We start from the raw sequence: 26,857 nt of genomic DNA, 5'->3' as shown, positions 1-26,857 counted from the left end.
CGCCGCGCGCACGCGTAACGGCGCCGGCGCGCGCGGCCTCGTCGCCGTCGCCGGCCGCTTGTTCGGCCCCGACGCCGTGTGACATGATGTGCGCGCTCGGTGCGCTCGCACCGCCGCTCCCGCCGCGCGGGGGCGCTCTCCGATCAGCGAGTCCGAACCCGATGGCCGACAGCCACGAGAAGGGTGCCTTCCAGGCCGACATCCCCGCCGACGCGGTGGAGGAGGCGCTCCGTTCCGTGGAGCACGTCGCCGAGGTCGCGCAGGGCGCCCACGTCACGGAGGCCGCCGGCGCGCCGGAGGGCGTCGCGCTCGAGGTCGAGCCGGCCGCGGAGCGCCCCGCCGACGCGGGGGCGCTCGCCGAGCGGGTGAAGAGCCTCGAGGCGCAGCTCGAGCTCTCGCAGACCAAGGCGCGCGAGACGCTGGGCCGCCTCGAGGAGGCGCACGACCGATATCTGCGCTCGGCGGCCGACCTCGAGAACTACCGGAAGCGGGCGGCGAGGGAGAAGGAGGAGATCCAGAAGTTCGGGGCCGAGCGGCTCCTCAAGGACCTCCTCCCCGTGGTGGACGGGCTCGATCGCGCCCTCGCCGCGGCGACGTCCCCGGACGACCCGCTCCGCAAGGGCGTCGAGCTCGTGCGGGCGACCTTCGAGCAGACCCTCGGGCGGCACGGCGTGAAGGGCTTCTCCGCCCTGGGCCAGCCGTTCGATCCGGCGCGGCACGAGGCGCTCATGCAGGTCCCCACCGCCGACGCGGCGCCGGGGACGGTGGTGCTGGAGCACGCGCGCGGGTTCACGCTGAACGAGCGGCTCGTGCGGCCGGCGATGGTCGGGGTGGCGGTCGCGCTCCCGGCCGCGCCCGCCGGCGGCGCGGCCGGGGAGACGGGCGAGGGCGGCGGCGCGCCGTAGCGCCCCCCTTCGCCGATCGAGGACGGCGAGATGAGCAAGGTCATCGGCATCGATCTCGGGACGACGAACAGCTGCGTCGCGGTGCTGGAGGGCGGCGAGGCGGTGGTGATCCCGAACAGCGAGGGATCCCGCACCACGCCGTCGATGGTCGCCTTCACCGAGGGCGGCGAGCGGCTCGTCGGGCAGATCGCGAAGCGCCAGGCGATCACCAACCCGGAGTCCACGGTCTACGTGGTGAAGCGGCTCATCGGTCGCAAGTTCGACGACCCCGGGGTGAAGCGGTCCGCCGGCCTCGTCCCGTACCGGATCGTGGCCGCCGACAACCAGGACGCGTGGGTGGAGATCGCCGGGGCGAAGCACTCGCCGTCCGAGGTCTCCGCGATGATCCTCGCGAAGATGAAGCAGACCGCGGAGGACTACCTCGGCGAGCCGGTCACCGAGGCGATCGTCACCTGCCCCGCCTACTTCAACGACGCCCAGCGCCAGGCCACCAAGGACGCGGGGCGCATCGCCGGCCTGAACGTGCTCCGCATCATCAACGAGCCGACCGCGGCCGCCCTCGCCTACGGCATCGACAAGCAGCAGGCCGGCAAGGGCGAGAAGGTGGCGGTCTACGACCTCGGCGGCGGCACCTTCGACATCACCATCCTCGAGCTGAACCAGGGCGTGTTCGAGGTGAAGGCGACGAACGGCGACACCTTCCTCGGCGGCGAGGACTTCGACCAGCGGATCATCGACTGGCTCGCCGGGCGGTTCGCCGCGCAGCACGGGATCGACCTCAAGAAGGACCGGATGGCGCTCCAGCGGCTCAAGGAGGCCGCGGAGCGGGCGAAGCACGAGCTCTCGTCCGCCGGCGAGACGGAGGTGAACCTCCCGTTCATCACCGCCGACGCCACCGGCCCCAAGCACCTCGCCGAGACCATCGACCGCGCCACCCTCGAGGAGCTGGTCGGCGACCTGGTCGAGCGGACCATCGAGCCGTGCAAGACGGCCCTCCGCGACGCGGGCGTCACCGTCGGCCAGCTCGACACGGTGATCCTGGTCGGCGGCATGACGCGCATGCCGAAGGTGCAGGAGGTCGTGAAGCGGTTCTTCGGCAAGGAGCCGCACAAGGGCGTGAACCCCGACGAGGTGGTGGCGGTCGGGGCCGCGATCCAGGGGGGCGTGCTGAAGGGGGAGGTGAAGGACGTCCTCCTCCTCGACGTGAGCCCGCTCTCGCTCGGCGTCGAGACCGCCGGCGGCGTGTTCACGAAGATCATCGAGAAGAACACCACCGTCCCCTGCAAGAAGTCGCAGGTCTTCTCCACCGCGGTGGACAACCAGCCCCTCGTCTCCGTCCACGTGCTCCAGGGCGAGCGCGAGATGGCGGCCGACGACAAGACGCTGGGCCGCTTCGAGCTGGTGGGCATCCCGCCCGCGCCGCGCGGCGTCCCCCAGATCGAGGTCACCTTCGACATCGACGCGAACGGCATCGTCCACGTCTCCGCGAAGGACCTCGGCACCGGGAAGGTGCAGCAGATCCGGATCACCGCCTCCTCCGGCCTCTCCGAGGAGGACATCCAGCGGATGGTCCAGGAGGCGGAGACCCACAAGGCCGACGACAAGGTGAAGAAGGAGCTCGCCGACCTGAGGAACAACGCCGAGGGGCTCGTCTACACGACCGAGAAGAGCCTCGAGGAGTACGGGAGCGTGCTCAAGCCCGAGGACCTGGCCGAGATCCGCGCCGACCTCGACGCGCTGAAGGCGCTCCTCCCCCGCGACGACGCGGACGCGATCAGGGAGGCGCTCGCCCGGCTCGAGGGCTCGGCCTACCGGATCGCCGACGCCATCTACGCCCAGCAGGGCGGGAGCTAGCCGGGGCCGGGCAGGAGCCGCGTCCCGCGCTCGCCGGGAGCCGTGGCCGGGGGCGGGGCGAATTGTCAGCCCGCTCCCGTGCGTTATATTCGCCGCGAACCCCTAGCACCTGGACGCCGAAATGCCTGGAAGTACTGCGGAAAAGCGAGACTATTACGAGGTCCTCGGGGTCGCCCGCGACGCGGACGGCCCGACCATCAAGTCCGCCTACCGCAAGCTCGCCCACCAGTACCATCCGGACAAGAACCAGGGCTCCAAGGAGGCGGAGGAGAAGTTCAAGGAGGCGTCCGAGGCGTACGCGGTGCTCTCCGACGAGGAGAAGCGCGCGAACTACGACCGCTTCGGACACGCGAACGGCGCCGGGTTCGAGGGCTTCGGCTTCGGCGGCGCCGCGTCGGTGAACGACATCTTCGGCGACATCTTCGGCGAGATGTTCGGCGGCGGCCGGCGCACCCGGGCCCGCACCCGCGGCGCCGACCTGCGCTACCACCACGAGCTCACCTTCGAGGAGGCCGCCTTCGGCGCCACCGCGCGGATCACCATCCCGCGCTCGAAGCTCTGCGACGCCTGCAAGGGGTCCGGGGCGAAGCCCGGCACCGGACCGCGGACCTGCCCCACCTGCCACGGGCAGGGCGAGATCCGGCTCACCCAGGGCTTCTTCTCGATCGCCCGGACCTGCCACCAGTGCGGCGGCTCCGGCCAGGTCATCGTGGACAAGTGCCCGACCTGCGGCGGCGCGGGCTCCACCCGCGAGCGGGCGACCTACGAGGTGAAGATCCCGCCCGGCGTGGACACCGGGACCGCGGTGAAGGTCGAGGGCGGCGGCGAGGCGCCCCCGGTGCCGAACGGGAGGCCGGGCGACCTGTACGTCGTGATCCAGGTGCGCGAGCACCCCATCTTCAGCCGCGAGGGGACCGAGGTCCTCTGCGAGATGCCCATCTCCTTCGCGCAGGCCGCCCTCGGCGGCCAGATCGACGTCCCGACCCTCGACGGCAAGGACGTGCTCAAGATCCCCGCCGGCACGCAGACCGGGAAGGTCTTCCGCCTCAAGGGGCGCGGCATCCCCTCGCTCGGGGGCGGCGGGCGCGGCGATCAGCACGTGCGCGTCGCGGTGGAGACCCCGACCCACCTCTCGAAGGAGCAGCGCGAGCTCCTCGAGCGGTTCGCCGCGCTCTCCGGCGAGGAGACCAACCCCCGCGCCCGGTCGTTCTGGCAGAAGGTCGGCGATCTGCTCCGGGAGTCGAGGAAGGCGTAACCCGCGGCCTCGGCGATCCGGCCACGGACCGGGGTGACGGGCAGGGTGCCGGGTTCGCAGGCGGGTGCGCGGTCCGGGAGGATGCCGGCGGCAGGGAAGCCTCCTTCCCACCCCGGTGTTTCCGCTGTAGACCCGGGATCCATGCGCGCCCGCCGAATGCTCGCCGTTCCTCTCCTCCTCCTGCTCGTAGGCTGCCCGAACCGGGCGGTGGTCGTGAACGAGCCGGAGCGGCCCGGTGCGGTCCTCCCGGCGCCCGCGCCTGCCCGCCCGGCCGCGGCGCCGGCCCCGGCGAGCGAGGCGGCGCGGGCCGAGCTCGAGGCGACGCGCGCCGAGGCCAGGCGGCTGGCGCCCGAGGCCGGCGCGGAGCGGCTCCTCTCCTTCGCCCACCGTCACCGCGGGGACGCCTCCGCCGCCACCGCGCTCCACGAGGCGGGCAACCTGCTCCTCGCGGCGCGCCGGCCGGAGCGGGCCGCGCAGGCGATCGGGACGCTCCTCGCCGAGCACCCGCTCTACCCGCGCGCCGACGAGGCGAGGTACACGCTCGCCCTCGCCGACGTCGCGATGGGCCGCGCGCGCGACGCCCTCCAGACCCTCGACTCCATCTACCCCCGCCTCCCCGAGGGCTGGAGACCGCAGGCCGCGGCGCAGGCGGCGGCCGCCGCCGAGGCGGCCGGGGCGATGCCCGAGGCGGTGCGCTGGCTCAACGAGGTCGCGGCGCGGGGGACCGGCGACGCGCGGGCCCAGGCCGTGACGCGGGCCGCCGACGCGGTCGATCGGCTGGCCGACGCGGACGTCGCGCGGCTCCGCGAGTCGCTCCCCGCCGACGCGCCGGTGCAGCCGGCCCTCACGATGAAGGCCGCCCGCATCGCGATGCACCTCCGCGACTACCCGCGCGCCGAGCAGCTCGCCCGCGAGGTGTTCATGCGCTGGCCGAGCGGCCCCTACGCCCGGGACGCGCAGGGGATCGCGCAGCGCATCGCCAAGCTCACCTTCGTCCGCCCGAACGTGGTCGGCGTCGCCGTGCCGCTCTCCGGCAACTACAAGCGCTGGGGCGAGGCGATCCTGGAGGGCGTCGGCGTCGCCCTCGACGGCGCGCCGGGGGTCCGGCTCGTGGTGCGCGACACCCGCGGCGAGCCCGACGGCGCGGCCCAGGCCCTCGAGGCGCTCGCCCTGGAGGAGGGGGCGATCATGGTGATCGGCGGCGTCACCAACGCCGAGGCCGAGCGCGCCGCCACGACCGCCGAGGAGCTGCAGCTCCCGTTCGTCTCCCTCTCGAAGCAGGAGGGGGTGACCGACGCGGGGCCGAACGTGTTCCAGAACATGCTCACCGCGAGCGCCCAGGCGCGGGCGCTGGTGGACTTCGCGATGGGCCGCCGCGGGATGAAGCGGTTCGCCGTCATGTACCCGCAGATCCCCTACGGCGTGGAGCTCGCGACAGCGTTCCGGGCCGACGTCGCGGCGCGCGGCGGCGTGATGCGCGCCGAGGAGGCCTACGCCGCCGACCGGACCACCTTCACGCCGCTCGTGAAGGACCTGGTCGGCAAGAGCCACCTCGAGGCCCGGACCGACTTCCAGCAGGAGGCCCGCGAGATCGCGGAGCGGGAGAAGGACCCCTTCCGGCGCCGGAAGGCGATGGAGAAGGCGCGCGCGCGGCTCGCGCCCGTGATGGACTTCGACGCGATCTTCATCCCCGACTTCTCGCGGAACGTGCGGCTCATCACCCCGGCCCTGGCGGTCGAGGACGTGGTGACCCAGACCTGCATGCCCGAGGAGATCGCGCGGCTGCGGCGGACCATGCACCGCCCGGACCTCCGGCCCGTGCAGCTCCTCGGCGCGAACGGCTGGGGGGCCGATCCCAGCCTCTTCGACACCTCCCCCGGCGGCGCCGGCCGCTACGTCCGGTGCGCGATCTTCGTGGACGGCTTCTACGCCGGGTCCGCGCGCCCCGCCACCCGGGCCTTCGTGGAGGCCTTCGCGCGGAAGTACCCGGGGCAGACGCCGACGATCCTCGAGGCGTCGGCGCACGACGCGGCGCGGATGGCGCGCGAGCTGATCCTCGCGCGCAAGGTGCAGACCCGCCCCGCCTTCCGCGACGCGCTCGCCGCGGTGAAGGGGTTCGAGGGCGCGACCGGCGACATCACGATCGGCCCGAAGCGGACGCCGGAGAAGGAGCTGTTCTTCCTCACGGTGGACAGGGACGGGCTCCGCGAGCTCACCCGGGAAGAGCTGGCCGGGCCGGGCGCCGGTGGGGGGTAGCCCCGCCCCGGTGGCCCCGCCACCGCGCGCGGATTAGGTTTCGAGCCGGATGGAGGACGTCCTCGTACGCACGCCGGCCCGCGCCCGCTTCCCCGCGCTCCCCGCCGCGCTGTTCCTCGCCACGATCGCGACCACCGCGCTGCTCGGCGGCGTCGCGTTCTCCGCGGCGCTCGTCGCGATCCTCGGCACGCACGAGATGGGGCACTACGTGCTCGCGCGCCGGCACCGCGTGGACTCGTCCCTGCCGTACTTCATTCCGATCCCGTTCGGCTTCGGCACGCTCGGCGCGGTGATCCGGATCCGGTCGCGCCTCCCCTCGCGCCGCGCGACGCTCGACATCGGCGCGGCCGGGCCCCTCGCCGGCGTCCTCGTCGCGGTGCCGCTCCTCGCCTGGGGCTGCGCGCACTCCGAGGTCCGCGCCGTCGATCTCGCGAGCCAGGCGCACGCGGCCGCGGCGCCCTTCGGCATGCTCCGGGACTGGCTCGCCGGCCGCGCCGCCCCTGCGGCGGCGGGGACGGGCCCCATGGTGCTGGGCGACAGCCTGCTCACGCTCGCCGTCGAGCGGCTCGTGCTCGGCAGCCGCCCGCCCGGCACCGACGTCTTCCTCCACCCGGTCGCCCTCGCCGCCTGGCTCGGGCTGTTCGTGACCACCCTGAACCTCCTGCCGCTCGGGCAGCTCGACGGGGGGCACGTCGTCTACGCCTGGCTGGGCGGGCGGCGCGCGCGGGCGATCGGGCGGGTGCTCTCCGCGGGGCTCCTCCTCGCCGGCGTCTTCGTGTCGTTCAGCTGGATCGTCTGGTGGGCGCTCACGCGGTTCGTGATCCGGCTGGATCACCCGCCCGCCCTGGTCGAGGAGCCGCTCTCGCCCGGCCGGCGGGGGATCGCGCTCCTCTCGATCGCGCTCTTCGTCCTGACCTTCGTCCCCGTTCCGGTGTCGTTCTAGGAACGGGCCGCCTTGGGGTAGACTCCGCCCGAACCCGCGATGGCTCCCGACGATCTGCACGACGCCCCCGATGCGCCTGGTGAGGCCGCGCCCGCCGCGCCCGGCGAGGGCGCGTCCGCTGTGCCCGCGCCGGATGCGGCGCTGGACGCGCCCGGCGCGCCCGCGGCCGCGCCGCCGGACCCCGAGCCGGAGGCCTGGGCCCGGGTGGTCGCCGCCTGGGGCGACGAGAAGGTTCACCAAGAGTACCTCGCCCGCTTCCGCGACCTCGAAGGGCTCGCCGTCGCCGGCGGCCGCTACCGGGCGGTGCTCGACGCGCGCCCGGACGACGCCGTCGCGCGCCGCTTCCGGGACGAGGTGGTGAAGCGCGCCACCGCCGCCGGGCTCGCGCTCGTCCCCCGGACCCGCCTGCCCGCGGTCGCCCCGCGGGCGCTGAAGGTGGTGGCGATCGGGCTGCTGGTCGCGCTGCTCGTCGCCGCCCTCGTCCTCCTCTGGCGCGACGCCGCGCTGCTCCTCCCGGGCTCCCATTGATCGCCTCCCCCGCCCCGCTCACCGTGGACGACGTGCTCGGCGCCGGCGGCCGCCTCGCCGCGGCGCTCCCCGGCTACGAGCACCGCGAGGACCAGCTCGCCCTGGCCCGCGCCGTCGAGCACGCCATCGCCCGCCGCGGCTACCTCGTCGCCGAGGCCGGGACCGGCACCGGCAAGACCCTCGCCTACCTCGTCCCGGCGATCCTCTCGGGCCGCCGCGTGATCGTCTCCACCGCGACGAAGACGCTCCAGGAGCAGATCTGGGGGAAGGACATCCCGCTCCTGCGGGAGCGCTGCGGCCTGGAGCTCTCCGCCGCCTACCTCAAGGGCCGCTCGAACTACTACTGCCTCGCCCGCGGCGAGGAGTTCGCGCGCGCCCCCACCTTCGCCTCGCGGGACGAGGCGCCGCTCTGGCCGCGCATCGAGGCGTGGGCGCGCGAGACCGCGACCGGCGACCGGGCGGAGCTCGACCTCCCCGACCAGCTCCACGCCTGGCGCGACCTCTCCGCCACCAGCGAGAACTGCCTCGGGCGCGAGTGCGCGCGCTACGAGGAGTGCTTCGTCACCCGCGCCCGCGCCCGGGCGGCCGAGGCGGACGTGCTGCTCGTGAACCACCACCTCTTCTTCGCGGACCTCGCCATGCGGACGTCCCGCGCCGGCGTGGAGATCCTGCCAGAGCACGACGTGGTGGTCTTCGACGAGGCCCACGCGATCGAGGACGTCGCGACGGAGTACTTCGGCCTCCAGGTCTCGTCGTTCCGGGTGGACGAGCTCTCCCGCGACGCGCTCCGCGTGGTGGCCGACCGGCCGGACCTCGGCACGATGATGAAGGAGGCGACCGGTGAGCTGCGCAAGGCCGGGGAGCGCTTCTTCCAGGCGGTCGCGGACGGCCTGCGGGGCGGCCCTTCGACCGCCCGGCCGCGGCGCGGCCGCTACGCCCAGGGCGACCCTTCGAGCCTGTTCCCGCCGCAGGGCGGCTCCCCTCGGGGTGACCCTTCGACCGCGTCGCCGCGGCGCGGCGGCTACGCCCAGGGTGCACGGAGAGAGGAGGCGGTGAAGGCGCCGCTCACCGAGGACGTCCTCGACCCGGCGGGGCGGGAGCTCGGGCGGCTCGACGCGGCGCTCGGGACCCTCCGCGATCTGCTCTCCGACGCCGAGAGCCCGCAGCTCCAGCTGATCGGGCGGCGCGCCGGGGAGCTCCGGGTGGAGCTCGCCGCGGTGACGGCCATGAAGGAGCCGTCGCGGGTGTACTTCGGCGAGGTCCGCGGCCGGGGCGTGTTCCTGCACGCCGCGCCGATCGACGTCGCCGACGAGCTCCAGGAGCGGCTCTACCGGCGGACCGACACGGCCGTCTTCACGAGCGCCACGCTCGCGGCGCAGGGGCGCTTCGAGTTCTTCCGCCGGCAGGTCGGGCTCGCCCCGGAGTTCGACGTGGAGGAGGTCCGGTTCCCCGGGCCCTTCGACTTCGAGCGGCAGGCGGCGCTCGTCTCGCCCGCGAGCCTCCCCGAGCCGAACGACCCCGCCTTCGTCGCCGAGGCGGCGGAGGCGATCCGCGAGCTCACCGACATCACGGGCGGGCGCGCCTTCGTGCTCTGCACCTCGACGCGCAACATGCTCGCGTTCCACCGGGCCTGCCGCGCGCTCCCCTACCAGCTCCTGCTCCAGGGGGAGCGGCCCAAGTCGCGGCTCCTCGAGGAGTTCAAGGCGGAGCCGTCGGTCCTGTTCGCGACGGCGAGCTTCTGGGAGGGCGTGGACGTCCCCGGCGAGGCGCTCTCGCTCGTGGTCATCGACCGGCTCCCCTTCGCGCCGCCCGGCGATCCGGTGGTCGCCGCGCGCCTGCGGACGCTCGAGGAGGCCGGGCGCGACGGCTTCGCCGAGCTCCAGGTCCCCGCCGCCGCCCTCGCGCTGCGGCAGGGGTTCGGGCGGCTCGTGCGGACCCGGGAGGATCGCGGCCTCGTCGCGGTGCTCGACCGGCGCCTCGTCACGAGGAGCTACGGCCGCGCGTTCCTCGCCACGCTCCCGAAGACGCCGCTGCTCCGGACGATCGAGGACGCGCGGCGGTGGTGGGAAGGCGCGCCGGGGCGCTGAGGGCGCCGCCCGCTTGCATCGACCGTCGCGAGGCACACGATGCAGTCGCCGAGCGGGGGCACACGATGGCCGACTAGCGGAGGCGTGCCTGGAAGGCGCTGGGGCCCGCGAGTGCGGGCGCGCCTGCACGGCAAACGTGGTGCTGGCTCGGGAAGGAGGTGGAGGCCAGGACGCCTCCGCGGGCCGGGAATCGGAGTGACAAGATCGGCCCCGAAGAAGCCCGTGCTCCAGCGACATGATGAGGCGCTCGCCGCGGCTCTCGGCCGCGCGCCGTGGGGGCGCCGGGAGCGCTGGAGCAGGTCCGGTGGCCGCACGTAGGCCCCGTGAGCGTCGTCCGAGAGCGGGGCCGGTCATCCGCTCACCCTGAGCGCTTCTTCTTCGCTGCGCGCGGCGACGGCGTTCCCGGTGGCTCAACGGATGCGGGGTCGAAGAGCTCATCGTTCGACCGGCGCGTATAGCGGTCCATCAAGGCGTCCCCGAAGGCCTCCCGAGCGGCGCGCTGGTTGTGAGCCCGGCAAAGGAGGCGAATGTTCTTGATCGTCGGCCGACCGCCGAGGGCCTTGGCAGGTCGAGCCGCAGATGCCGCCGGAGTCGAGGGGGTACTGGCAGCGGCCGCCGTCGCGGATCCAGACGGCGCGCTTCACCGCGGCGGGTATGTGATCCGGCTGCGAGGGCCTGCGCTCCGCGAGCGGCTTCTGCACGAGCCCCTTCCGCTTGGCGCTCCGGGCGAGGAGGAGGTCGAGGCCGGCCTCCAGGATCTCCTCGGTGCCGGCGCCGAAGTGGGAGTGGGAGAGCGCATCCCGCGCCGCCTCGAGTTTTTCGATGAAGCGGCGGGAGACGTTGAAGTGGAGCCGCCGGAGGTCGGCGCTGAGCGGCTCGACCGATTCGGCACGGGACTCGCGGGAAGATGGGGCCTGCGCCGCCGCGCGCGGAGAGTTGGCATCGAGGTGTTCTGCTGGCCAACCGCACGGCGCGGCGGTCTCGGGCGGCTTCGCCGGCACGGTCGCGTCGGTTGCCGCGACCGGAAGCTCCACCACGGCCGCCGCCGAAGGAGCCGGACTGCGCACCGCGGTGATGACCTCCCGGCGCGGCGGTGCCTCGACCGGCTTCAGCTCCGCCACGACCTCCCGCGCCTCGCGCTTCGAGCGGTGGAAGAATCGGGGCAGCACCTCGCCGCGGTTCTCCGGGGTGAGGACCTTCGCGAGCTCGACCACGCTGGTGAAGCAGAGCCTGCCGTCCCGGAGTGGCTCGATGATCTCCGGGCAGCGCTGCACGAGCTCGGCGGCGGTCTTCCGGTAGAACGCGGCGCCCTTGGAGAGGCCGAGGTCCCGGTGGAGGAAGGAGAAGAGGTTCGCGTGGCCCAGGTCGCGCCAGAGGTGGCGGCGATCGAAGTCGGCGAGGGCGACCAGGAAGTCGGCCATGCAGTCGTGCTCGCGGCGGAGGAGCTCGGAGAGGCGGGCGGAGAGATCGCGTGCGTGCATGAACCGATGGTCTCACGCGATCTCGCGGCCTCCCCAGACGCACGCATTCGGCGCCAGGCGCGAGAACGAAAGCCCGTCCTCGCGCCTCGCCTCCGCGCGGACTCGCGCCGCACGGCGCCCGCGCGGGGCTGCGGGGGGAGGCCTTATCGGACGATCCGGGCTCGTGAAGCGTCACCGACCGGAAAATGCGTCAACCGCCGAATGGTGAAACTGGGGTTCCCGCGAAAGGGTTGCGGCCCAACGCTCACCGTGAAACCGTTCGCCGCCTCGCGAACGAGCGGACGCGCGTCAGGGTCGCGCTGCCGGCGAAGGCTCGTAGCGCTCTCGGTGAAACGCGGGCCTCTTCGGGGCCGATCTTGCGCAGACGGTTCCCATGCACTGCGGCGCCCCGGCCTTTCCATCCTCTTGAGCCCAGACCGCTCGTCATTCAAGGGCGCTCGCCTGCGAGGTCCCGCCGCGACCGGGCCTCCTCTTCGTCGTGAGGGCATGAGGAAATCCGAACCGGATTCACGAGCGGCGCAGGGAGGAGCCTCCCCCCACGCAGGCGGGCGTCGAGCGCCGCAGCACCTTGACGCGAGCGGGCGCCGCTGACCACCCGCTACGCGGCCGGCGCCGCCGGGACGGCGCGCTCGCTCTCGAGCGCGGGCAGGCGGACCGTGAACACCGAGCCGACGCCGAGCTCGCTCGACACGTCGAGCGAGCCGCCGTGCGCGAGGACGATCCGCCGCGCGAGGGAGAGCCCGAGCCCGGTCCCCTCGCCGGCCGCCTTGGTGGTGAAGAACGGCTCGAACAGCCGCTTCATGTGCGCGGGGGCGATCCCCCGCCCGGTGTCCTGGATCCGGATCACGCCGGAGGCGCCCTCGCGGGAGAGGGAGAGGGTGACGTGGTTGGGCCGCCCCTCCTCGCGGGCCTGGATCGCGTTCACGACGAGGTTCAGCACCACGTCCACGAGCTCGCCCCGGTGGCCGATGACGTGGACGGGGCCGGCCAGGTCCACCTGGGCGGACGCGGCGCGCAGATCCGCCGACGCGGTCCGCACGACCATCTGCAGGACCTCGCCGAGGTCCACCGGCCCCGCCGGCTCGCCGGTCAGGTCGCGCCGGGCGACGGAGCGGAGGTGGGTCGAGATCTGCTCGATGCGCCCCATGCCGACGAGGCTGTCGGAGACCGAGGCGCCCGCCTCGCGGCGCGCGAAGGCGACCTCCGCGCGCGCGAGCAGGGCCCGGACCTCGTTCGCCCGGCCGGCCTGCATCCCGAGCTCGGCCAGCTCGGAGATCGCGCCCTCGTACGCGCCGAGGTAGCGCTTCAGCTCGGTCAGGTTCGAGGTGACGAAGGCCGTCGGGTTGTTGATCTCGTGGGCGACGCCGGAGGCGAGGACGCCGACGGCGGCGAGCTTGTCCGCCTGGACGAGGCGGGCGTAGAGCTGGCGCTCCTCGCCCACGTCGCGGGCGATCCGGATCACGCGGTCGCCGTTGCGGGTCGAGGAGATCTCGAAGACGGTGTCGAAGAGCGGGTCCTCGACCTCGACGATCCCGTCGCCCGGCACGGACCACCAGCGGTCCGGGTGGCCGGCGAGCACCTCGGCGAGGCGCCGCCCGACGAGCTCGTGCGGGCGGGCCGCGAGGCGCCGCGCGAAGGCGCGGTTCGCGCGCAGGATCCGCCCCGCGCGATCGGTGGTGAAGACCAGCTCGTGGAGGCCGTCGAACGCGGTCTCCCACTCGCCCTGGGCGCGGTCGAGCTTCTCCTGCGTGGCGCCGAGGCGCTGGAGCGCCCACTCGCGGGTCGAGTGGAGGTGGCAGGCGATCACGGACACCGTGACGATGATCCCGCCCTCCATGGCCCAGCGCGCGACGGCGCCGGGCGGGATGCGGGCGGGGTCGAACCCGGCGGCGACCGCGTCACCGACGATCACCGCGCAGATCGCCCACATCCCCACCACCGCCACCTCGGAGCTGCGCGGCAGGATCGCCGCGGCGCCCACCACGCCGACGAGCACGCCGAAGCGGAGCGCGCTCGCGCTCTCGCCGTGGAGGAACGCCACCAGGACCGGGATCGCCACCACCACCGCCGACTCGAAGCGGGCCCAGCGGAGGAGCGCCGCGGCGGAGATCCTGCGGGAGAGCTGGTAGGAGTAGAGGCCGTTCGCGGCGAGGAGCAGCCCGCCGATCCCCAGGGCGGTCCAGGGCGCGCGGCGGTTCGTGAGCAGGTCGTTCGCCACGTCCACCGCGACGAACAGGGGGACGATGAGCCAGCGGAGGCCGAGCAGCCACCGGAGCCGCTCCGCGATCTCCGACTCGGGGACGTCGGCGTTGCGCGGCGGGACGGTACCGTCCATGTCGGATGCTTGCTCCTTCCCCCGCACCTGAGTCTAGATCAAAGGCCCCCGCAGGGTAAGTTCGTGGTCAAGAGGGACGGCGAGGTCCGGCGGCCCGCGATCCCGGCGTGGCCGGCGCGGCGGCGCCGGCGTGCCGCGACGGCGCAGGTCCCCCCTCGCGCGTGGGACTGGACGACGACGGGACGACCCATTCCGCGATCGGGTAGAGTACCCGCGCCCGGCACGGTGCCCGGCGATCCGAGCCCGCACATGGTCCTGTTCAACTCCGACAGCCGCGAGATCGCCGTGAAGGTCGTCTATTACGGCCCGGCGCTGTCGGGGAAGACGACGAACCTCCAGTCGCTCTTCCAGAAGATCGACCCGTGCGTCCGCGGGCGCCTGATGACGCTCGACACGAAGGACGACCGGACGCTCTTCTTCGACATGATGCCCGTCTTCTTCCGCACCAGGTCGGGCGTGAAGGTGAAGCTGAAGCTCTACACGGTGCCGGGCCAGGTGATGCACGAGTCCACCCGGCGGATCGTCCTCCAGGGCTCGGACGCGGTGGCGTTCGTGGCGGACTCGCGGCGGAGCGAGGCCGCGTCCACGCTCGCGTACTGGAACGACATGCTGAAGAACCTGGAGGCGAACGGGCTCGACTGGCGGTCCCTGCCCATCGTCGTCCAGATGAACAAGCGCGACCTCCCGGACGCCCGCGGCGACGGCGAGCTCGACGATCTCCGCAGCGTGATCCAGCCGCCGGTCTTGCCGGCGGTGGCGATCCGCGGCGAGGGGGTCGTCGAGACGCTCTACGCCGTCCTGCAGCGGTGCTACCGGAGCCTCGACCGGGCGTTCTCCCTCGACGAGCGCTTGCAGATCCCCGAGAGGGAGTTCCTCGGCCAGATCTTCTCCCACGTCGATCTGCGGGGGACGCACCTCCCGGCCGAGGGGGCCGCCGGGCGATGAGCCTCCCGCCGTCGTTCCTCAACCAGCGGCTCCCGCTCGCCGATCTGCTCGACCTCCGCTCGTTCGCGGAGGTCTGCCACTCGTTCTCCGAGCTGTACCGGGTCGGCCTCAAGGTCTTCGACGAGGAGGGAAACCGCCTGGTGGACGTGAAGGTCGGCAACGCCGACTTCTGCGGGTACCTCTGGTCGAAGCCCGCCGGCCGCGCGCGGTGCATGGAGACGGTCGGGCGGGTGAAGTCGGAGCGCCTCGCGGAGGAGGCCCGGCCCGTCACCTTCGCCTGCTTCTCCGGGTGCCGCTACGTGGTCCAGCCCATCCTCTACGAGGGCGACTGCCTCGGCCGCGTGGTGTTCGGCCCGTTCGTCCCGGAGGAGGAGCGCGAGCTGCCCGAGGCGCTCCTCGGCCACGCCGACCTCGACCCGCGGCGCGCGGCGAGCTACCAGTCCAAGATCCGCCGGGTGCCCATGGGCACCGCCGGGAAGATCCTGAAGCACTTCATGGATCTCGTGGACGTGCTCGTCTTCACCGGCCACAAGAACCTGATCGCCGCGAAGCTCCACATCGAGGCGGTGCGGGAGAGCTACCGCGAGCTCTCCGAGAAGAACCAGAAGCTCGCGGAGAGCTACTCGGCGCTCAAGGAGCTCGACCGGCTCAAGTCGAGCTTCCTCGCGACCATGAGCCACGAGCTCCGGACCCCGCTCACGAGCGTGATCGGCTACTCCGAGATGATGCTCGAGGGGCTCGGCGGCCCGCTCACCGCCGAGCAGCGCGAGTACCTCGGCATCATCATGGAGAAGGGCGAGAACCTGCTGCAGCTCATCACCTCCATCCTCGACATCTCCAAGATCGAGGCGGGGCGCGTGCGCCTCGTGCTCTCCGAGGTGGACGTCTGCCAGCTCATGCGCGACGCCGTGGCGACGCTGCTCCCGCTCGCCAGGAAGCGGGGGCTCAAGGTCTCGTGCGAGCCGGTGCAGCTCCCGCGGATCCACGCGGACCGCGACAAGCTCCGGCAGTGCCTCGTGAACCTCTGCTCGAACGCGGTGAAGTTCACCCCGGCCGGCGGCAGCGTCGTGGTGCGCGGCGAGGCGCTGGGCGGCGAGCGGCTCGCGATCCACGTGACCGACAGCGGGATCGGCATCTCGGAGGAGCACCTCGCGAAGGTGTTCGAGGTCTTCTTCCAGGTGGACGGCTCGACGACGCGCGAGTACGGCGGCGCCGGCCTCGGCCTCGCCATCGTGAAGAGCTACGTCGAGGCCCACGGCGGGGAGGTGCAGGTGCGCTCCGCCCCGGGCGCCGGCTCCACCTTCACCGTGGTCCTCCCGATCCGATCCGCGGCGGCCGGCCCGCTCGTCACCCCCGTCCCCTCCGCCGCCGCGGCGGGCGGTGTTCGGTGAGGGCGCGCGCCGTGGTCCGGCGTCCCTATCGCGCGGCCCCGCGGGGGGGCGAGTTCGCCCTCATCGACCGCTTCACGCGCGGGCTCCCCCTCGGCGGCGAGGGCGTCCTCCTCGGCGTCGGCGACGACGCCGCGCTGCTCCGCCCGCCGCCCGGCGCGGACCTCGCCGCCACGGTGGACGCCGTGGTGGAGGGCGTGCACTTCGACGCGCGCTTCTCCGCCGAGGACGTCGGCTGGAAGGCGCTCGCGGTGAACCTCTCGGACCTCGCCGCCATGGGCGCGCGGCCGCTCTGGGCGCTCGTCGCGCTGGCCCTCCCGCGGGGCACGCCCGCGGCGCGCGTCGCCGGGATCGCCCGCGGCCTGGGGGCGTGCGCGCGCCGGCACCGGATCGCCGTCGCCGGCGGGAACGTCTCGCGGGCGTCGGAGCTGTCCCTCACCGTCGCCGTGGTCGGCGCCGTCGAGCCGGGCGCGGCCCTCACCCGGGCGGGCGCGAGCCCCGGCGACCTGCTCGCCGTGTCCGGGACGATCGGGGACGCCGCGCTCGGGCTCGTCCCCGGCGCCCCCGCCGCGCTGGTGCGCCGGCAGCGCCGTCCCGTGCCGCGCCTCGCGCTCGGCGCCGCCCTCGCCGGGGTCGCCTCGGCGGCGATCGACCTCTCGGACGGCCTGGTCGCCGACCTCGCCCACCTCTGCGACGCCTCGGGCGCGGGCGCCCTGGTGGACGCCGCCGCGCTCCCGCGCTCCGCCGCGTACCGGCGCGCCGTCGCCGGCCGGGACGACCCCTGGGCGCCGGCCCTCGGCGGCGGCGAGGACTACGAGCTGCTCGCGGCGATCCCCCCGACGCGCCTCCCGGAGGCGCTCGCCGAGGCGCGGGCGGCCCGCACCCCACTCACCGTGATCGGACGGCTGGTGCGCGGCCGGGGCGTGCGGGTCGTCGATCCGGACGGACGCGAGCTGCCGCTGCCCCCCGGGCACGACCACCTCCGCGCACCGGCGACCTCTTTGACTTCGCAGGGGGGGCGTCTAGGATCCAGCCGGCGCCGTCGCCCCGCCCGCCGGCCGTCGTAGGCGTCCCCGGGCGACCCCGCACCTGTCCCACGAGCCGACGAAGGCGAGGCGCGACGTGCCGAGAGCGAGAGGGGAAGAGCGACTTTCCACGCGCCCGAGCGCGCGCCACCAGGACGCGCCGCACCTCGTCGCGGTCCGCGGGCGCGCCGCCGAGCCGGCCCTCCGGCTCGCCCCGCCGGCGCCCGGCCTCACCGTCTCGCTCCAGACCAAGATCCTCACCTCCTACTTCATCCTCGGCGGCGTCCTCCTCTTCGCGGTGCCGCTCGTCCAGGCGCACGTGGTGAGCCGGGTCGGCGAGGTGGTGACCATCCTCGCCCTCACGCTCGCGCTCGGCTTCGCGCTCACCATGGCGATCGCCCGGGTCTCCCGCCTCGGCCGGCTCAAGGCGAGCGCGGTCGAGATCAGCCGCGGCGACCTCTCGCGCGCGGTGCTCTCCGAGGAGCAGAAGGCCTTCCACGACGAGATCGACGACCTCACCATCGCGATCCGGACCATGCAGGAGAACCTGCGGGACCTGGTCTCCCGGATCCAGCGCACGGCGCAGTCGGTGTCCGAGGCCGCGACCGAGCTGCAGGGGTCCGCCGAGGAGGTGAACGCCTCGACGGACGAGGTCGCCTCCTCGATGGAGAAGATCGCCGAGGGCGCCGGGCAGCAGTCGGACCTGGTGGAGCGGACCTCGAAGGTGATCGGCGCGATCGCGGCGTCCATCGAGCGGACCGCGAAGAGCGCCGAGGACGCGGCGCGGGCGTCGGCGGAGACGTCCTCCGGCGCGGCCAGCGGCGGCGCGGCGGCGCGGCTCGCGGGCGAGAAGGTGAAGAAGGTGTTCGCCCGGATCGAGGCGGCGAGCGAGCAGGTCTTCGCCTTCGGCGAGCGGACCAAGGAGATCTCGAAGATCGTCGAGGCGATCACCCAGGTCGCGAACCAGACGAACCTCCTCGCGCTGAACGCCACCATCGAGGCCGCCCGCGCCGGCGAGTACGGCCGCGGCTTCGCCGTCGTCGCCGAGGAGGTCCGCAAGCTCGCCGAGGCTGCCGGCCGGTCCGCCGAGCAGATCTCCTCGCTCGCGACGGACATCTCCGGCCGCGCGGCGAAGGTCGTCGAGACCATGAAGGAGTCGGTGGCCGAGCTCGGGGAGGGGCGCGAGGACGTGAACGCGATCGTGCTCGCCCTCGCCGACATCGCGAAGATCGCCGCGAGCGGCGCCGACAAGGTGGGCGTCATCTCGCGGTCCGCCCGGGAGCAGCTCGAGGGCTCGGCGGACATGGTCCAGGCGATGGACCACATCTCCGACGTCGCGTCGTCCAACGCGAGCGCCACGGGGCAGGTGCGCAAGGTGATGACCGAGCAGACCGCCGCGGTCGCGCAGATGGCGAGCGCCGCGCAGGAGCTCACGAACCTCTCCGTGGAGCTCCAGACGGTCGTCTCCCGGTTCCGGCTCGGCTGACGGGGCCTCGGGGATGGCGGAGCTCGCGAGCGAGGCGGCGGCGACGAGGCCGGGCGAGCGCACCGGCGACGCCCCCGCGCGCCACGTCGTGTTCCGGGTCGCCGGCGAGCGCTACGCGCTGCCGCTCGAGGCCGTCCGGGAGGTGGTGCCCCCGCAGCCGCCCTTCGCGCGGGTGCCGCGCGCCTCCGAGGCGGTGCGCGGGGTGATGAACCTGCGCGGCCGGGTGGTCGCGGTGGTGGACCTCGCGGCCCTCGTCGGCCTCGCGCCGCAGCCGCTCGCCGAGGGGGTGGGGCACGTCGTGATCCTCGACCAGGATCGGCGGACCCTGGGCTTCCTCGTGGGCGCGGTCGCCGGCGTGGAGCCGCTCGCGCCGCCCGCCGAGGGCGGCGCCGGCCTCGTCCGAGGGGTGACCGCCGCGCGCGCCGGCGCGGTCACCGTGCTCGGCGCGGCCGCGCTGATGGACGCGGCGGTCGCGCTCTTCGGCGGCCGCTAGCGTTCACGTACGGGCAGGTGGGTGGGCGCCCGCGTCCTTGTCCGCCGCGCGAAACCGGTGATAGCTTTCGTCCACCCCGCCGGGGAGGAACCAGAGGCCCATGCCGAAGCGAGTCCTGATCGTCGACGACGCGATCTTCATGCGAAACATGATCAAGGACATCTTCTCGGGCTCCGGCTTCGAGGTGGTGGGCGAGGCCGCGAACGGCCTCGAGGCGGTGGAGAAGTACCGCGAGCTCAAGCCCGATCTCACCACCATGGACATCGTGATGCCCTTCAAGAGCGGCATCGAGGCGACCCGCGAGATCGTGAAGCAGGACGCCCGCGCGGTGGTCGTGATGTGCAGCGCGCTCGGCCAGGAGTCGCTGGTGATGGAGGCGATCGAGGCCGGCGCGAGCGACTTCATCGTGAAGCCGTTCAAGTCGGAGGACGTCCTCTCCGTCGTGAAGAAGGTCCTCGGGGACGCGTAGCCGCCCCCCTCGACGGGTCCGGGGCGCGCCGCCCCGCGACGGAGGGAACGGTGGACCTCCAGAAGTACCTCTCGCTCTTCGTCGCCGAGGCCGGCGAGCACCTCGCCGGCTACGGGCGCGATCTCGTCCAGCTCGAGCAGGCGGCCCGGGACGGCGGCGCGGTCCAGGGCACCATCGACAGCCTCTTCCGCCACGCGCACAGCGTGAAGGGGATGGCCGCCTCGATGCAGCTCGAGGGGATCGGCGCCCTCGCCCACAAGGCCGAGGACCTGGTGGACGTGTTCCGCAAGGACCCCGCCCGGCTCGACGGCGAGGCGGTGGACGTGCTCCTCGCGGCGGGCGACGCGCTCCAGGCGATGGTCGAGGCCGCGGCGAGCGGCGCGAAGCCGCCGGCGGATCCCGCCCTCGTCGCGCGGCTCGTCGAGGCCGCGCGGCGGTCGCGCGAGCGGTGCGTGCAGCCGGCGCAGCCCGCGAAGGAGCCGGCGCGCGCCGCCGCGGACGGCGCTGCCGAGGGCGCCGCGACCGGCCGGGAGCCCGCGAAGGGCGCCGGCGGGTCCGGGGCCGCCGCCGCCCCCGCGCCGCCGGAGCCGGACCCCGGGACCGCGCGGAGGGGGGCCGAGGCCCCCCAGGCCCGGACCTTGCGGCGCGTGCAGCTCGACGTGGAGATCGCCGCGAGCTGCCCCATCCCCGCGGTCCGCGCCTTCCTGGTGGTGAAGAAGCTCGCCGCCCTGGGGACGGTGGCGCGGAGCGTGCCCTCGGTGGAGGAGCTCAGGGCGGGGCGCGTCCCGGGGAAGAAGCTCCAGGTCCTCCTCGAGACGTCGGAGCCGCTCCGGAGCGTCGAGCGCGCGCTCGGGCAGATCTCGGACCTCGCCGGCGTGGCCCTCGGCGAGGCCGCCCCCGAGCGCCCCGCGGCCGGGCCCGCGCCCGCGGCCGCTGCGCGGGAGGCCCGGTCCGCGGAGCCGGCCCGCACCGTCCGCGTGAAGACCGAGCTCCTCGACACGTTCCTCGACGCGGTGGGCGAGCTCATCCTCGCGACCGCCCGGATCCGGGAGGTGGGCCGCAGCCTGCCCGCCGCCCAGCGGCCGCTCCTCGACGAGGGGGTGGATCGGCTCGGCGCGATCGTGAAGGACCTCCACGACAAGGTGATGGCCGTCCGGATGACGCCGCTCGCGCTGGTCACCGAGCAGCTCCCGCGCGCCGCCCGGGACATCGCGCGAAAGGTGAACAAGCAGGTCGAGGTCGAGATCCACGGGGCGGAGATCGAGATCGACCGGGCCATCCTCGAGGAGCTCTCGGACCCGCTCCTGCACGTCCTGCGGAACGCCATCGACCACGGCGTCGAGGCGCCGCACCTGCGGCTCCTCGCCGGCAAGCCCGCCACCGGCCGGGTGACGCTCCAGGCGCGCCGCGAGCGCGACCGGGTGATCGTCGAGATCTCGGACGACGGCAAGGGGATGGACGCGACGCGCCTCCGGGCGGCCGCGGTCGCGCGCGGGGCCCTCACGGAGGAGCAGGCCGCGGCGCTGTCCGAGCGCGAGGCGCTCCTCCTCTGCTGCCTGCCGGGGGTGTCCACCGCCGAGGCGGTGACCGATCTCTCCGGCCGCGGCGTCGGGATGGACGCGGTGAAGCGGGCCATCGAGGGGCTGGGCGGCACGCTCGAGATCGAGAGCGCGCGCGGCGCGGGGAGCCGCTTCACCTTCCGGCTGCCCCTCACCGTCGCGGTCCAGCCGGTGCTCCTCGTGCGCGTCGGCGAGGAGGTGCTCGGGCTCCCCATCGCGAAGGTGCACGGCGCGGCCCAGGTGGAGCTCTCGCGCCTCGATCGGAGCCGCGGCGGCCCGGTCCTCCCGTACGGCGGCGACCTCGTCCCGGTGCACGACCTGACCCGCCTGCTCGGCTTCGCGGCGGCGCCGGCGAAGGACGAGCGAGCGGTGGTGGTGGCCGAGGCGGACGCCGGCCGGATCGGCCTGGCCGTGGACGCGCTGCTCGGCCAGCAGGACGCGGTGCTCAAGGCCCTCGGGAGCCCGCTCGAGGACGTGCCCGGGCTCTCGGCGGTGACCGTGCTCGGCAACGGGCGGCCGGTGTTCATCCTCGACGTGCAGCGGCTGGTGGCGGCGTGACCGGCGCCGCGCTCGGCTCGCCGCGCCCTGGGCGGTCCACGGCCTCCGCGCTCCTCGGGGCGGCCGCGCCCTTCGACTTCCGCCCCGCTTCGCGGGGCCTCCGCTCAGGGCGAACGGAGTCTTTCCCGGGGGCCGGGGCGGGCGGTCGGGGGGGGCGCGCTTGAGCCCCGTCTCCTTCGGCCCCGGCGAGCTGGACGCGCTCCAGGAGCTCGCGAGCGTGGGCTGCGGCCGCGCGATCACCGCCCTCGGCGAGCTCGTCCGCCGCCGCCTCTCGATGGACGTGCCGGAGGCGTGGGTGGGCGCCGAGGAGGGCGCCATCGCGGCCTTCCTCGGCGGGCTCGGCCAGGACCTCGTGACGGTCGGCGTGAAGCTCGAGGGGGCGCTCGAGGGGGACCTCCTGCTCGCGCTCCCGGAGCGCGACGCGGCGGCGCTCGCGGCGGCGCTCGGGTTCCCGGCGGGCGGCGCCTGGGGCGGGATGGCGGAGAGCGCGCTGCTCGAGTCCGGGAACATCGCCGGGAGCGCCTTCGTCTCCGCAGTGGCGGCGCTCGTCGGCGAGCGGCTGCTTCTCTCGGTGCCCGCGTTCGCCCGCGGCTCCGGGAGGGAGTGCGTCGAGGGGCTCGTCACCCACGCCGGCTCCATCGCCCTCGCCACCCGCTTCACCTGTGCGCCGCGGGAGGGCGCCCCCGCCTTCGAGGGGCTCGTCCTCGTGATGCCCGAGCCGGCGCGGATCGCCGAGCTCGTGCGGCGCCTGCTCTCGCGGCAGGCGGCGCGCGCCCCGCTCCGGGGCGATCTGCGCTAAGAGCATCCGCATGGACGAGAAGAAGCTGCGCCGGCTCCTCGGCCGGGTGAAGGCGGGGCAGGCCACGCTCGACGACGCCCTCCGGGAGCTCCGGGACGCGCCGTTCGAGCGGCTCGGCGACATGGCCACCGTGGACACCCACCGGATGCTCCGGGTCGGGATGCCGGAGGTGGTGCTCGCGGAGTCCAAGACCGCGGCCCAGGTCGCCGCCATCGCGCGGAGGCTCGCGTCGGACGGGCCCCTCCTCGTGACCCGGCTCTCGCCGGAGAAGGCCGGGCCGGCGCGCCGCGCGGTGCGTGGCAGCGTGTACGATCCGGTGTCCCGCACCCTCCGGAAGGGTCGGATGGACCTGCCCGCCAGGGGGCCGGTGGCGGTCTGCTGCGCGGGCACCTCGGACATCCCGGTGTGCGAGGAGGCGGCGGTGACGCTGGACGTGATGGGCGTCGAGGCCCTGCGCGTCTACGACGTCGGCGTGGCCGGCCTGCACCGGCTCCTGGCCCGCCGGCACGATCTCGCGTCCGCCCGGGCGGTGATCGTCGCCGCGGGGATGGAGGGCGCGCTGCCCTCCGTCGTGGGCGGCCTCGTCGGGCGGCCGGTCATCGGGGTGCCCACCTCGGTCGGCTACGGTGCCTCGCTCGGCGGGCTCGCGCCGCTCTTCACGATGCTGAACTCCTGCGCGCCGAACGTGACGGTCGTGAACGTGGACAACGGGTTCGGCGCCGCGTTCGTGGCGGGGCTGATCGCGCGCGAGTAGACCACCCCCGCTCGTCCGTGAACCCAGCCGCGCGGAGGCGCCGGAGTAAACCAACCCCCGCTCGCGCTGAACGCGGGCGGATCGCGCCGGAGGAAACCACCCGCCGCTCGCCCTGAACGCGGGCGCGCGGGATCGCGCCGGTGTAAACCAACCCCCGCTCGCCCTGAGCGTAGGCGCGCGCGAGCGCGCCGGAGTCGAAGGGCGCCCCGGAGTGCACCTCATGACAACCTCTCTCCTCGTCCTCGAGCCGGTCGGCGGGATCGCCGGCGACATGTTCATGGCGGCGGCGATCGACCTCGGCGTGGACCGGGGCGCGCTCGTCGCCGCCCTCGAGACGCTGAAGCTCCCCGGTTGGCGGCTCGAGGTGCGGGCCAAGACGGAGCACGGGATCCGCGGAACGCACGTGGACGTGGTGGTCGAGGGCGAGCAGCCGCACGAGCGGGGGCTCGCCGAGATCCTCGCCCTGGTGGACGCGAGCGGGCTGGCGCCGCGGGCGCGCGCCGCGGCGCGGGCGATCTTCGAGCGGATCGGCCGGGCCGAGGCGAAGGTGCACGGGATCCCGGTGGAGCGGGTGCACTTCCACGAGGTCGGGGCGATCGACTCGATCGTGGACGTGTGCGGCGCGGCGGTGGTGCTCGACCTCCTCGGCTGGCCGCGGGTGGTCTCGACGCCGCCCGAGCTCGGGCGCGGGATGGTGCGGACCGCGCACGGCGTGATGCCGGTGCCGCCGCCCGCGGTGCTCGAGCTCCTCGCCGGCCTGCCGATCCGTCCCGGCGGCCCCCAGGGCGAGGCGGTCACCCCCACCGGCGCCGCGCTCCTCGCCGAGCTCGCCCAGCTCGGGCCGCTCCCGTCGTTCGTGCCGGGGCGGATCGGGTACGGGGTCGGGACGGCGGCCTGGCCGGATCGGCCGAACGTGCTCCGGATGACCTCGGGTGAGCTGTACGAATCGGGGCGAACCTCGCGCGCCCAGGGCTCGGGGGAGGACGAGGCGGTGGCGGGCGCCTCCCCGGGCGCCGCCGAGGGCGGCGACGGGGAGCGGCTCTGGGTCCTCGAGGCGAACCTCGACGACTGCCCCGGCCAGCTCGTCGCCCGCGCGATCGAGGCCGCGCTCGAGGCGGGCGCGCTCGACGCGTGGGCCGCCCCGGTGACCATGAAGAAGGGCCGGCCCGGGATCCTCCTCGGCGCGCTCTGCGACGAGGGCCGGCGGGCCGCAGTGACCGCCGCGCTGTTCGCCGAGACCACCACGCTCGGCGTGCGCCGGCACGCGGTGGAGCGGGACGTCCTCGCGCGCCGGCTCGCGGAGGTCGCGACGCCCTACGGCGCGGTGCGCGTGAAGATCGCGTCGCGCGACGGGCACGAGCTCGGCGCGCACCCGGAGTACGACGACTGCCTCGCCCGGGCCCGCGAGCGCGGCGTCGCGGTGCGCGAGGTGATGGACGCCGCCCTCGCGGCGTACCGCGCGCGGCGCACGGGGTGACGCGGTCCCTCCGTGATCCGTCATCGTCACCGTCACCGGCCGTTCCGTGACCCGTGATCCGGTTCCCGTGTCCCGTGGCCCCCTTCCCGTGGTCCGACGGCACATGGGTCACGGGCGACGGCGACGGCATCACCGGTCACGGACGACGGGCCACGGGCGACGGGCCACGGGAGGCGGGACGCGGGCACGGGGAACGGTGACGGTCACGGGCACGGTGACGGGCTTCCGTGATCCGTAGCCCGTGGCCCGATCCGCCCCCGCGCTACGCCCCCAGCGACAGCACCGCGTACCCTCGGAAGCTCGGGAGGACCGTCGAGATCGAGTAGCCCGACGGGTTCAGCGGGATCCGCACGTCGGTCCCGTCCGCCGAGACGAACCGGCCGCGCCGGGCGCCGCCCGCGACGTGCGAGCCGAGGAACAAGGTCGCGCCCTGCGCCTTCTCCGGCCCGAGGGCGACCAGGTGCGCGTCGAGGGTCTCCCCGGTCCGGTGCAGCACCACCAGCACGGGCGTGCGGCCTGCCACGCCCGCCGCGCGCCGCCCCTTCCCGAGGAGCACCGCGAGCGCCTTGCCGAGCTGCTCCGGGTCCGCCGGCGCCGCGCTGCCCGCCTCCGGCGCGAGCGGCGGAAGCTGCGCGAGCCGGCCCGCGCCGACCTTCACGCCGCCCGGCTTTCCGGCGGGCAGGAAGGTCCCCGCCGGCCGCCCGGCCTCGTCCACCTGCGCCGGGTCGCCGAAGGCGAGGACGCGCGCGCCCGCCTCGAGCCTGCGCCGGACCTCCTTCGCCTCGCGCGAGGAGAGCGCCCCCGCGTCGGCCAGGACCAGGGCGGCCTCCGGCGGCGCGTCCTGGAGCCGCGTGATCACCGGGGCCTGGACGTGGAGCGCGCCGAGCGCGTCGCCCGCCCGCTCCACCGCGAGCCGGTGCCGCCCCCCGGTCCAGAGATCCGCCTCGGCGGAGTAGAGCACCGCGCACTCCACCACCGGCGTCCCCTGCGCCGGGGCGCGTCCCGCCCGCAGCGCGAGCTGGCGGGCGAGCCGCCGGGTGCGGGCGACCTCGGCGCCCGCCTCGCCGGCCGGCTCCAGGCCGGAGAGCTCGACGCCGCAGGTGGCCGCTACCGCCGCGAGGCGCGGGAGCCCGCCCGGCTGCTGCGGCGCCGGCGTGGGGGCGATCGCGACCGGGCGGCGCCCCGCCGTGCCGCGGAGCAGGCGGGCGAGGCCGAGCCCCGCCCCGGTGGTCGGGACGGGGGCGGGGAAGATCGCCCCGTCCACGAGCTGGATGGAGCGGAGCTGGGCCGGGCCGATCGCCTCGAACTGCGCCACCACCTCGAACGCCTTGCCCGCCGCCCGGGCCGCGTCGCGCGCGCCGCGGGCGTAGTCGCGGATCGCCTGCTCGAGCAGCTCGTTGCGCACCCGCCAGAAGTCCCGGCCGAACGGGAGCTGGTCGAAGGCCACCGCCCCCGGCGCGGAGGCGAGCGCCTCGCGGGCGAGGGCGAGGTAGTCCACCGGCTGGAAGTGCTCGCCGTACTCGCGCTGCAGGTGCCGGCCGAGCGCCCGCTGGCAGTCCGGGCAGAAGCCCGCGCCGAGCAACCCGAGGGCGAGGGACGCGTCCGGCCGGTCCAGGCAGACGCCCGCGAAGCCGGCCTCGAGGGCGGCCCGGGAGGCCTCGTCGAGCCGCGCCCGCTGGCGCTGGGACGCGAGGCAGGCGCGGGGCGGCCCCGAGAGGCCGCAGGGCGAGCCGTCCGCGGCCCGGCAGGCCTCGGTGGGCGACGCGGCGCGTCCGGCCGGCAGATCCGCCAGGGCGCGGTCCACGAGCGGCGCCGGGAGCGGCTCCGCGGGCGGCGCGAGGAGCGGCTCCGCGGCGAGCGCCTCGGCGGCGCGCGCGGACTCCTCCGGGAGGGCGCCCGGCGGGAGGCGGTAGGGGGCGAAGGCGGCTTCGAGCATCGGGGTTCGGAGAGGATGCCGAGCAGCCGGGGGCGCTGCCTGCCCCGGGCGTGTGGCCCCGCCCGCGGGGTGGGGGCCGGAGGGTCGCGGGGACGGAGGGGGAGCGTACGACGGCGCTCGCGGACGGGCAATTGCCGGCCCGGGTGGCCGGGTGCAGCATCCTAGACCGGACCAGCCAGTCGGCCTGGCCTCTCACGGAGCGTGGGGATGACCGGGTGCGCGGAGGGCATACCCCGTCGCGTTGACGCCCCGGAAAAGCCCGTGATAGGGGATCGACCGACCGGGCAAGCGCCAGGATCGAGGGACGGCGCACGGCCTTACCTC

General features: G+C 74.8%; 20 protein-coding genes. 17 read left to right on the top strand and 3 right to left on the bottom strand.

What is annotated here, in order from left to right; genetic code table 11:
- Positions 1 to 161: 161 nt before the first annotated feature.
- The 7 genes from MNZ27_RS00685 to MNZ27_RS00655 all read left to right on the top strand — a co-directional run bounded on the left by MNZ27_RS00685 (position 162) and on the right by MNZ27_RS00655 (position 9,828).
- Entirely contained in the window at positions 162 to 905 is a 744-nt protein-coding gene (locus MNZ27_RS00685) for a nucleotide exchange factor GrpE (RefSeq protein WP_242392088.1), read from the top strand.
- Between the two features lie 30 nt (positions 906 to 935).
- Complete coding sequence (gene dnaK / locus MNZ27_RS00680) at positions 936 to 2,759, top strand: molecular chaperone DnaK (protein WP_242392087.1); 1,824 nt, start codon at positions 936 to 938, stop codon at positions 2,757 to 2,759.
- A gap of 121 nt (positions 2,760 to 2,880) precedes the next feature.
- Positions 2,881 to 4,014: a molecular chaperone DnaJ gene (gene dnaJ, locus MNZ27_RS00675; protein WP_242392086.1), complete on the top strand. Its 1,134-nt coding sequence runs from the start codon at positions 2,881 to 2,883 to the stop codon at positions 4,012 to 4,014.
- A gap of 141 nt (positions 4,015 to 4,155) precedes the next feature.
- Complete coding sequence (locus MNZ27_RS00670; RefSeq protein WP_242392085.1) at positions 4,156 to 6,270, top strand: penicillin-binding protein activator; 2,115 nt, start codon at positions 4,156 to 4,158, stop codon at positions 6,268 to 6,270.
- Between the two features lie 49 nt (positions 6,271 to 6,319).
- Positions 6,320 to 7,213, top strand: a complete 894-nt coding sequence (locus tag MNZ27_RS00665) for a site-2 protease family protein (RefSeq protein ID WP_242392084.1) — start codon at positions 6,320 to 6,322, stop codon at positions 7,211 to 7,213.
- Between the two features lie 120 nt (positions 7,214 to 7,333).
- Positions 7,334 to 7,741: a hypothetical protein gene (locus MNZ27_RS00660; RefSeq protein ID WP_242392083.1), complete on the top strand. Its 408-nt coding sequence runs from the start codon at positions 7,334 to 7,336 to the stop codon at positions 7,739 to 7,741.
- Entirely contained in the window at positions 7,738 to 9,828 is a 2,091-nt protein-coding gene (locus MNZ27_RS00655) for an ATP-dependent DNA helicase (protein WP_408629667.1), read from the top strand. The genes MNZ27_RS00660 and MNZ27_RS00655 overlap by 4 nt, the downstream gene beginning before the upstream one ends.
- A 434-nt stretch (positions 9,829 to 10,262) precedes the next feature.
- Here the strand turns inward: MNZ27_RS00655 and MNZ27_RS00650 are convergent, their stop codons facing one another.
- Positions 10,263 to 11,309, bottom strand: a complete 1,047-nt coding sequence (locus tag MNZ27_RS00650) for an HNH endonuclease (protein WP_308197884.1) — start codon at positions 11,307 to 11,309, stop codon at positions 10,263 to 10,265.
- Between the two features lie 598 nt (positions 11,310 to 11,907).
- Entirely contained in the window at positions 11,908 to 13,644 is a 1,737-nt protein-coding gene (locus MNZ27_RS00645; protein WP_242392082.1) for a sensor histidine kinase, read from the bottom strand.
- A 249-nt stretch (positions 13,645 to 13,893) separates the two neighbouring features.
- On the opposite strand from MNZ27_RS00645, the gene MNZ27_RS00640 reads away from it, so the two are divergent.
- The 10 genes from MNZ27_RS00640 (at position 13,894) to larC (ending at position 24,597) form a co-directional block, all read left to right on the top strand.
- Positions 13,894 to 14,589, top strand: a complete 696-nt coding sequence (locus MNZ27_RS00640) for a GTP-binding protein (RefSeq protein WP_242392098.1) — start codon at positions 13,894 to 13,896, stop codon at positions 14,587 to 14,589.
- On the top strand, positions 14,586 to 15,980 hold the full coding sequence (locus MNZ27_RS00635) for an ATP-binding protein (RefSeq protein WP_242392081.1): 1,395 nt from the start codon (positions 14,586 to 14,588) through the stop codon (positions 15,978 to 15,980). The genes MNZ27_RS00640 and MNZ27_RS00635 overlap by 4 nt, the downstream gene beginning before the upstream one ends.
- Positions 15,981 to 15,991: 11 nt before the next feature.
- The gene (gene thiL, locus MNZ27_RS00630; protein WP_242392080.1) at positions 15,992 to 17,044 is read left to right on the top strand and encodes a thiamine-phosphate kinase; all 1,053 of its coding nucleotides are present in this window, start codon (positions 15,992 to 15,994) and stop codon (positions 17,042 to 17,044) included.
- A gap of 55 nt (positions 17,045 to 17,099) precedes the next feature.
- Positions 17,100 to 18,488, top strand: coding sequence for a methyl-accepting chemotaxis protein (locus MNZ27_RS00625; RefSeq protein ID WP_242392079.1), 1,389 nt, complete (start codon positions 17,100 to 17,102; stop codon positions 18,486 to 18,488).
- A 13-nt stretch (positions 18,489 to 18,501) separates the two neighbouring features.
- Positions 18,502 to 18,981, top strand: coding sequence for a chemotaxis protein CheW (locus tag MNZ27_RS00620; protein ID WP_242392078.1), 480 nt, complete (start codon positions 18,502 to 18,504; stop codon positions 18,979 to 18,981).
- Positions 18,982 to 19,081: 100 nt separating this feature from the next.
- Positions 19,082 to 19,450, top strand: coding sequence for a response regulator (locus MNZ27_RS00615; protein WP_242392077.1), 369 nt, complete (start codon positions 19,082 to 19,084; stop codon positions 19,448 to 19,450).
- Positions 19,451 to 19,500: 50 nt separating this feature from the next.
- Positions 19,501 to 21,567, top strand: a complete 2,067-nt coding sequence (locus tag MNZ27_RS00610) for a chemotaxis protein CheA (RefSeq protein WP_242392076.1) — start codon at positions 19,501 to 19,503, stop codon at positions 21,565 to 21,567.
- A 160-nt stretch (positions 21,568 to 21,727) separates the two neighbouring features.
- Positions 21,728 to 22,366: a chemotaxis protein CheC gene (locus tag MNZ27_RS00605; protein WP_242392075.1), complete on the top strand. Its 639-nt coding sequence runs from the start codon at positions 21,728 to 21,730 to the stop codon at positions 22,364 to 22,366.
- A 10-nt stretch (positions 22,367 to 22,376) separates the two neighbouring features.
- Positions 22,377 to 23,120, top strand: coding sequence for a nickel pincer cofactor biosynthesis protein LarB (gene larB / locus MNZ27_RS00600; RefSeq protein ID WP_242392074.1), 744 nt, complete (start codon positions 22,377 to 22,379; stop codon positions 23,118 to 23,120).
- 220 nt (positions 23,121 to 23,340) lie between these two features.
- Positions 23,341 to 24,597, top strand: coding sequence for a nickel pincer cofactor biosynthesis protein LarC (gene larC / locus MNZ27_RS00595; protein ID WP_242392073.1), 1,257 nt, complete (start codon positions 23,341 to 23,343; stop codon positions 24,595 to 24,597).
- Positions 24,598 to 24,859: 262 nt separating this feature from the next.
- Here the strand turns inward: larC and MNZ27_RS00590 are convergent, their stop codons facing one another.
- Positions 24,860 to 26,533, bottom strand: coding sequence for a hypothetical protein (locus tag MNZ27_RS00590; protein WP_242392072.1), 1,674 nt, complete (start codon positions 26,531 to 26,533; stop codon positions 24,860 to 24,862).
- Between the last annotated feature and the right edge of the window lie 324 nt (positions 26,534 to 26,857).

Origin of the sequence: Anaeromyxobacter oryzisoli, from assembly GCF_022690765.1 — a bacterium.
GTDB lineage: Bacteria > Myxococcota > Myxococcia > Myxococcales > Anaeromyxobacteraceae > Anaeromyxobacter > Anaeromyxobacter oryzisoli.
Note: the sequence above shows the minus strand (reverse complement) of the source record. Positions and strands in the feature narration are given on the sequence as shown.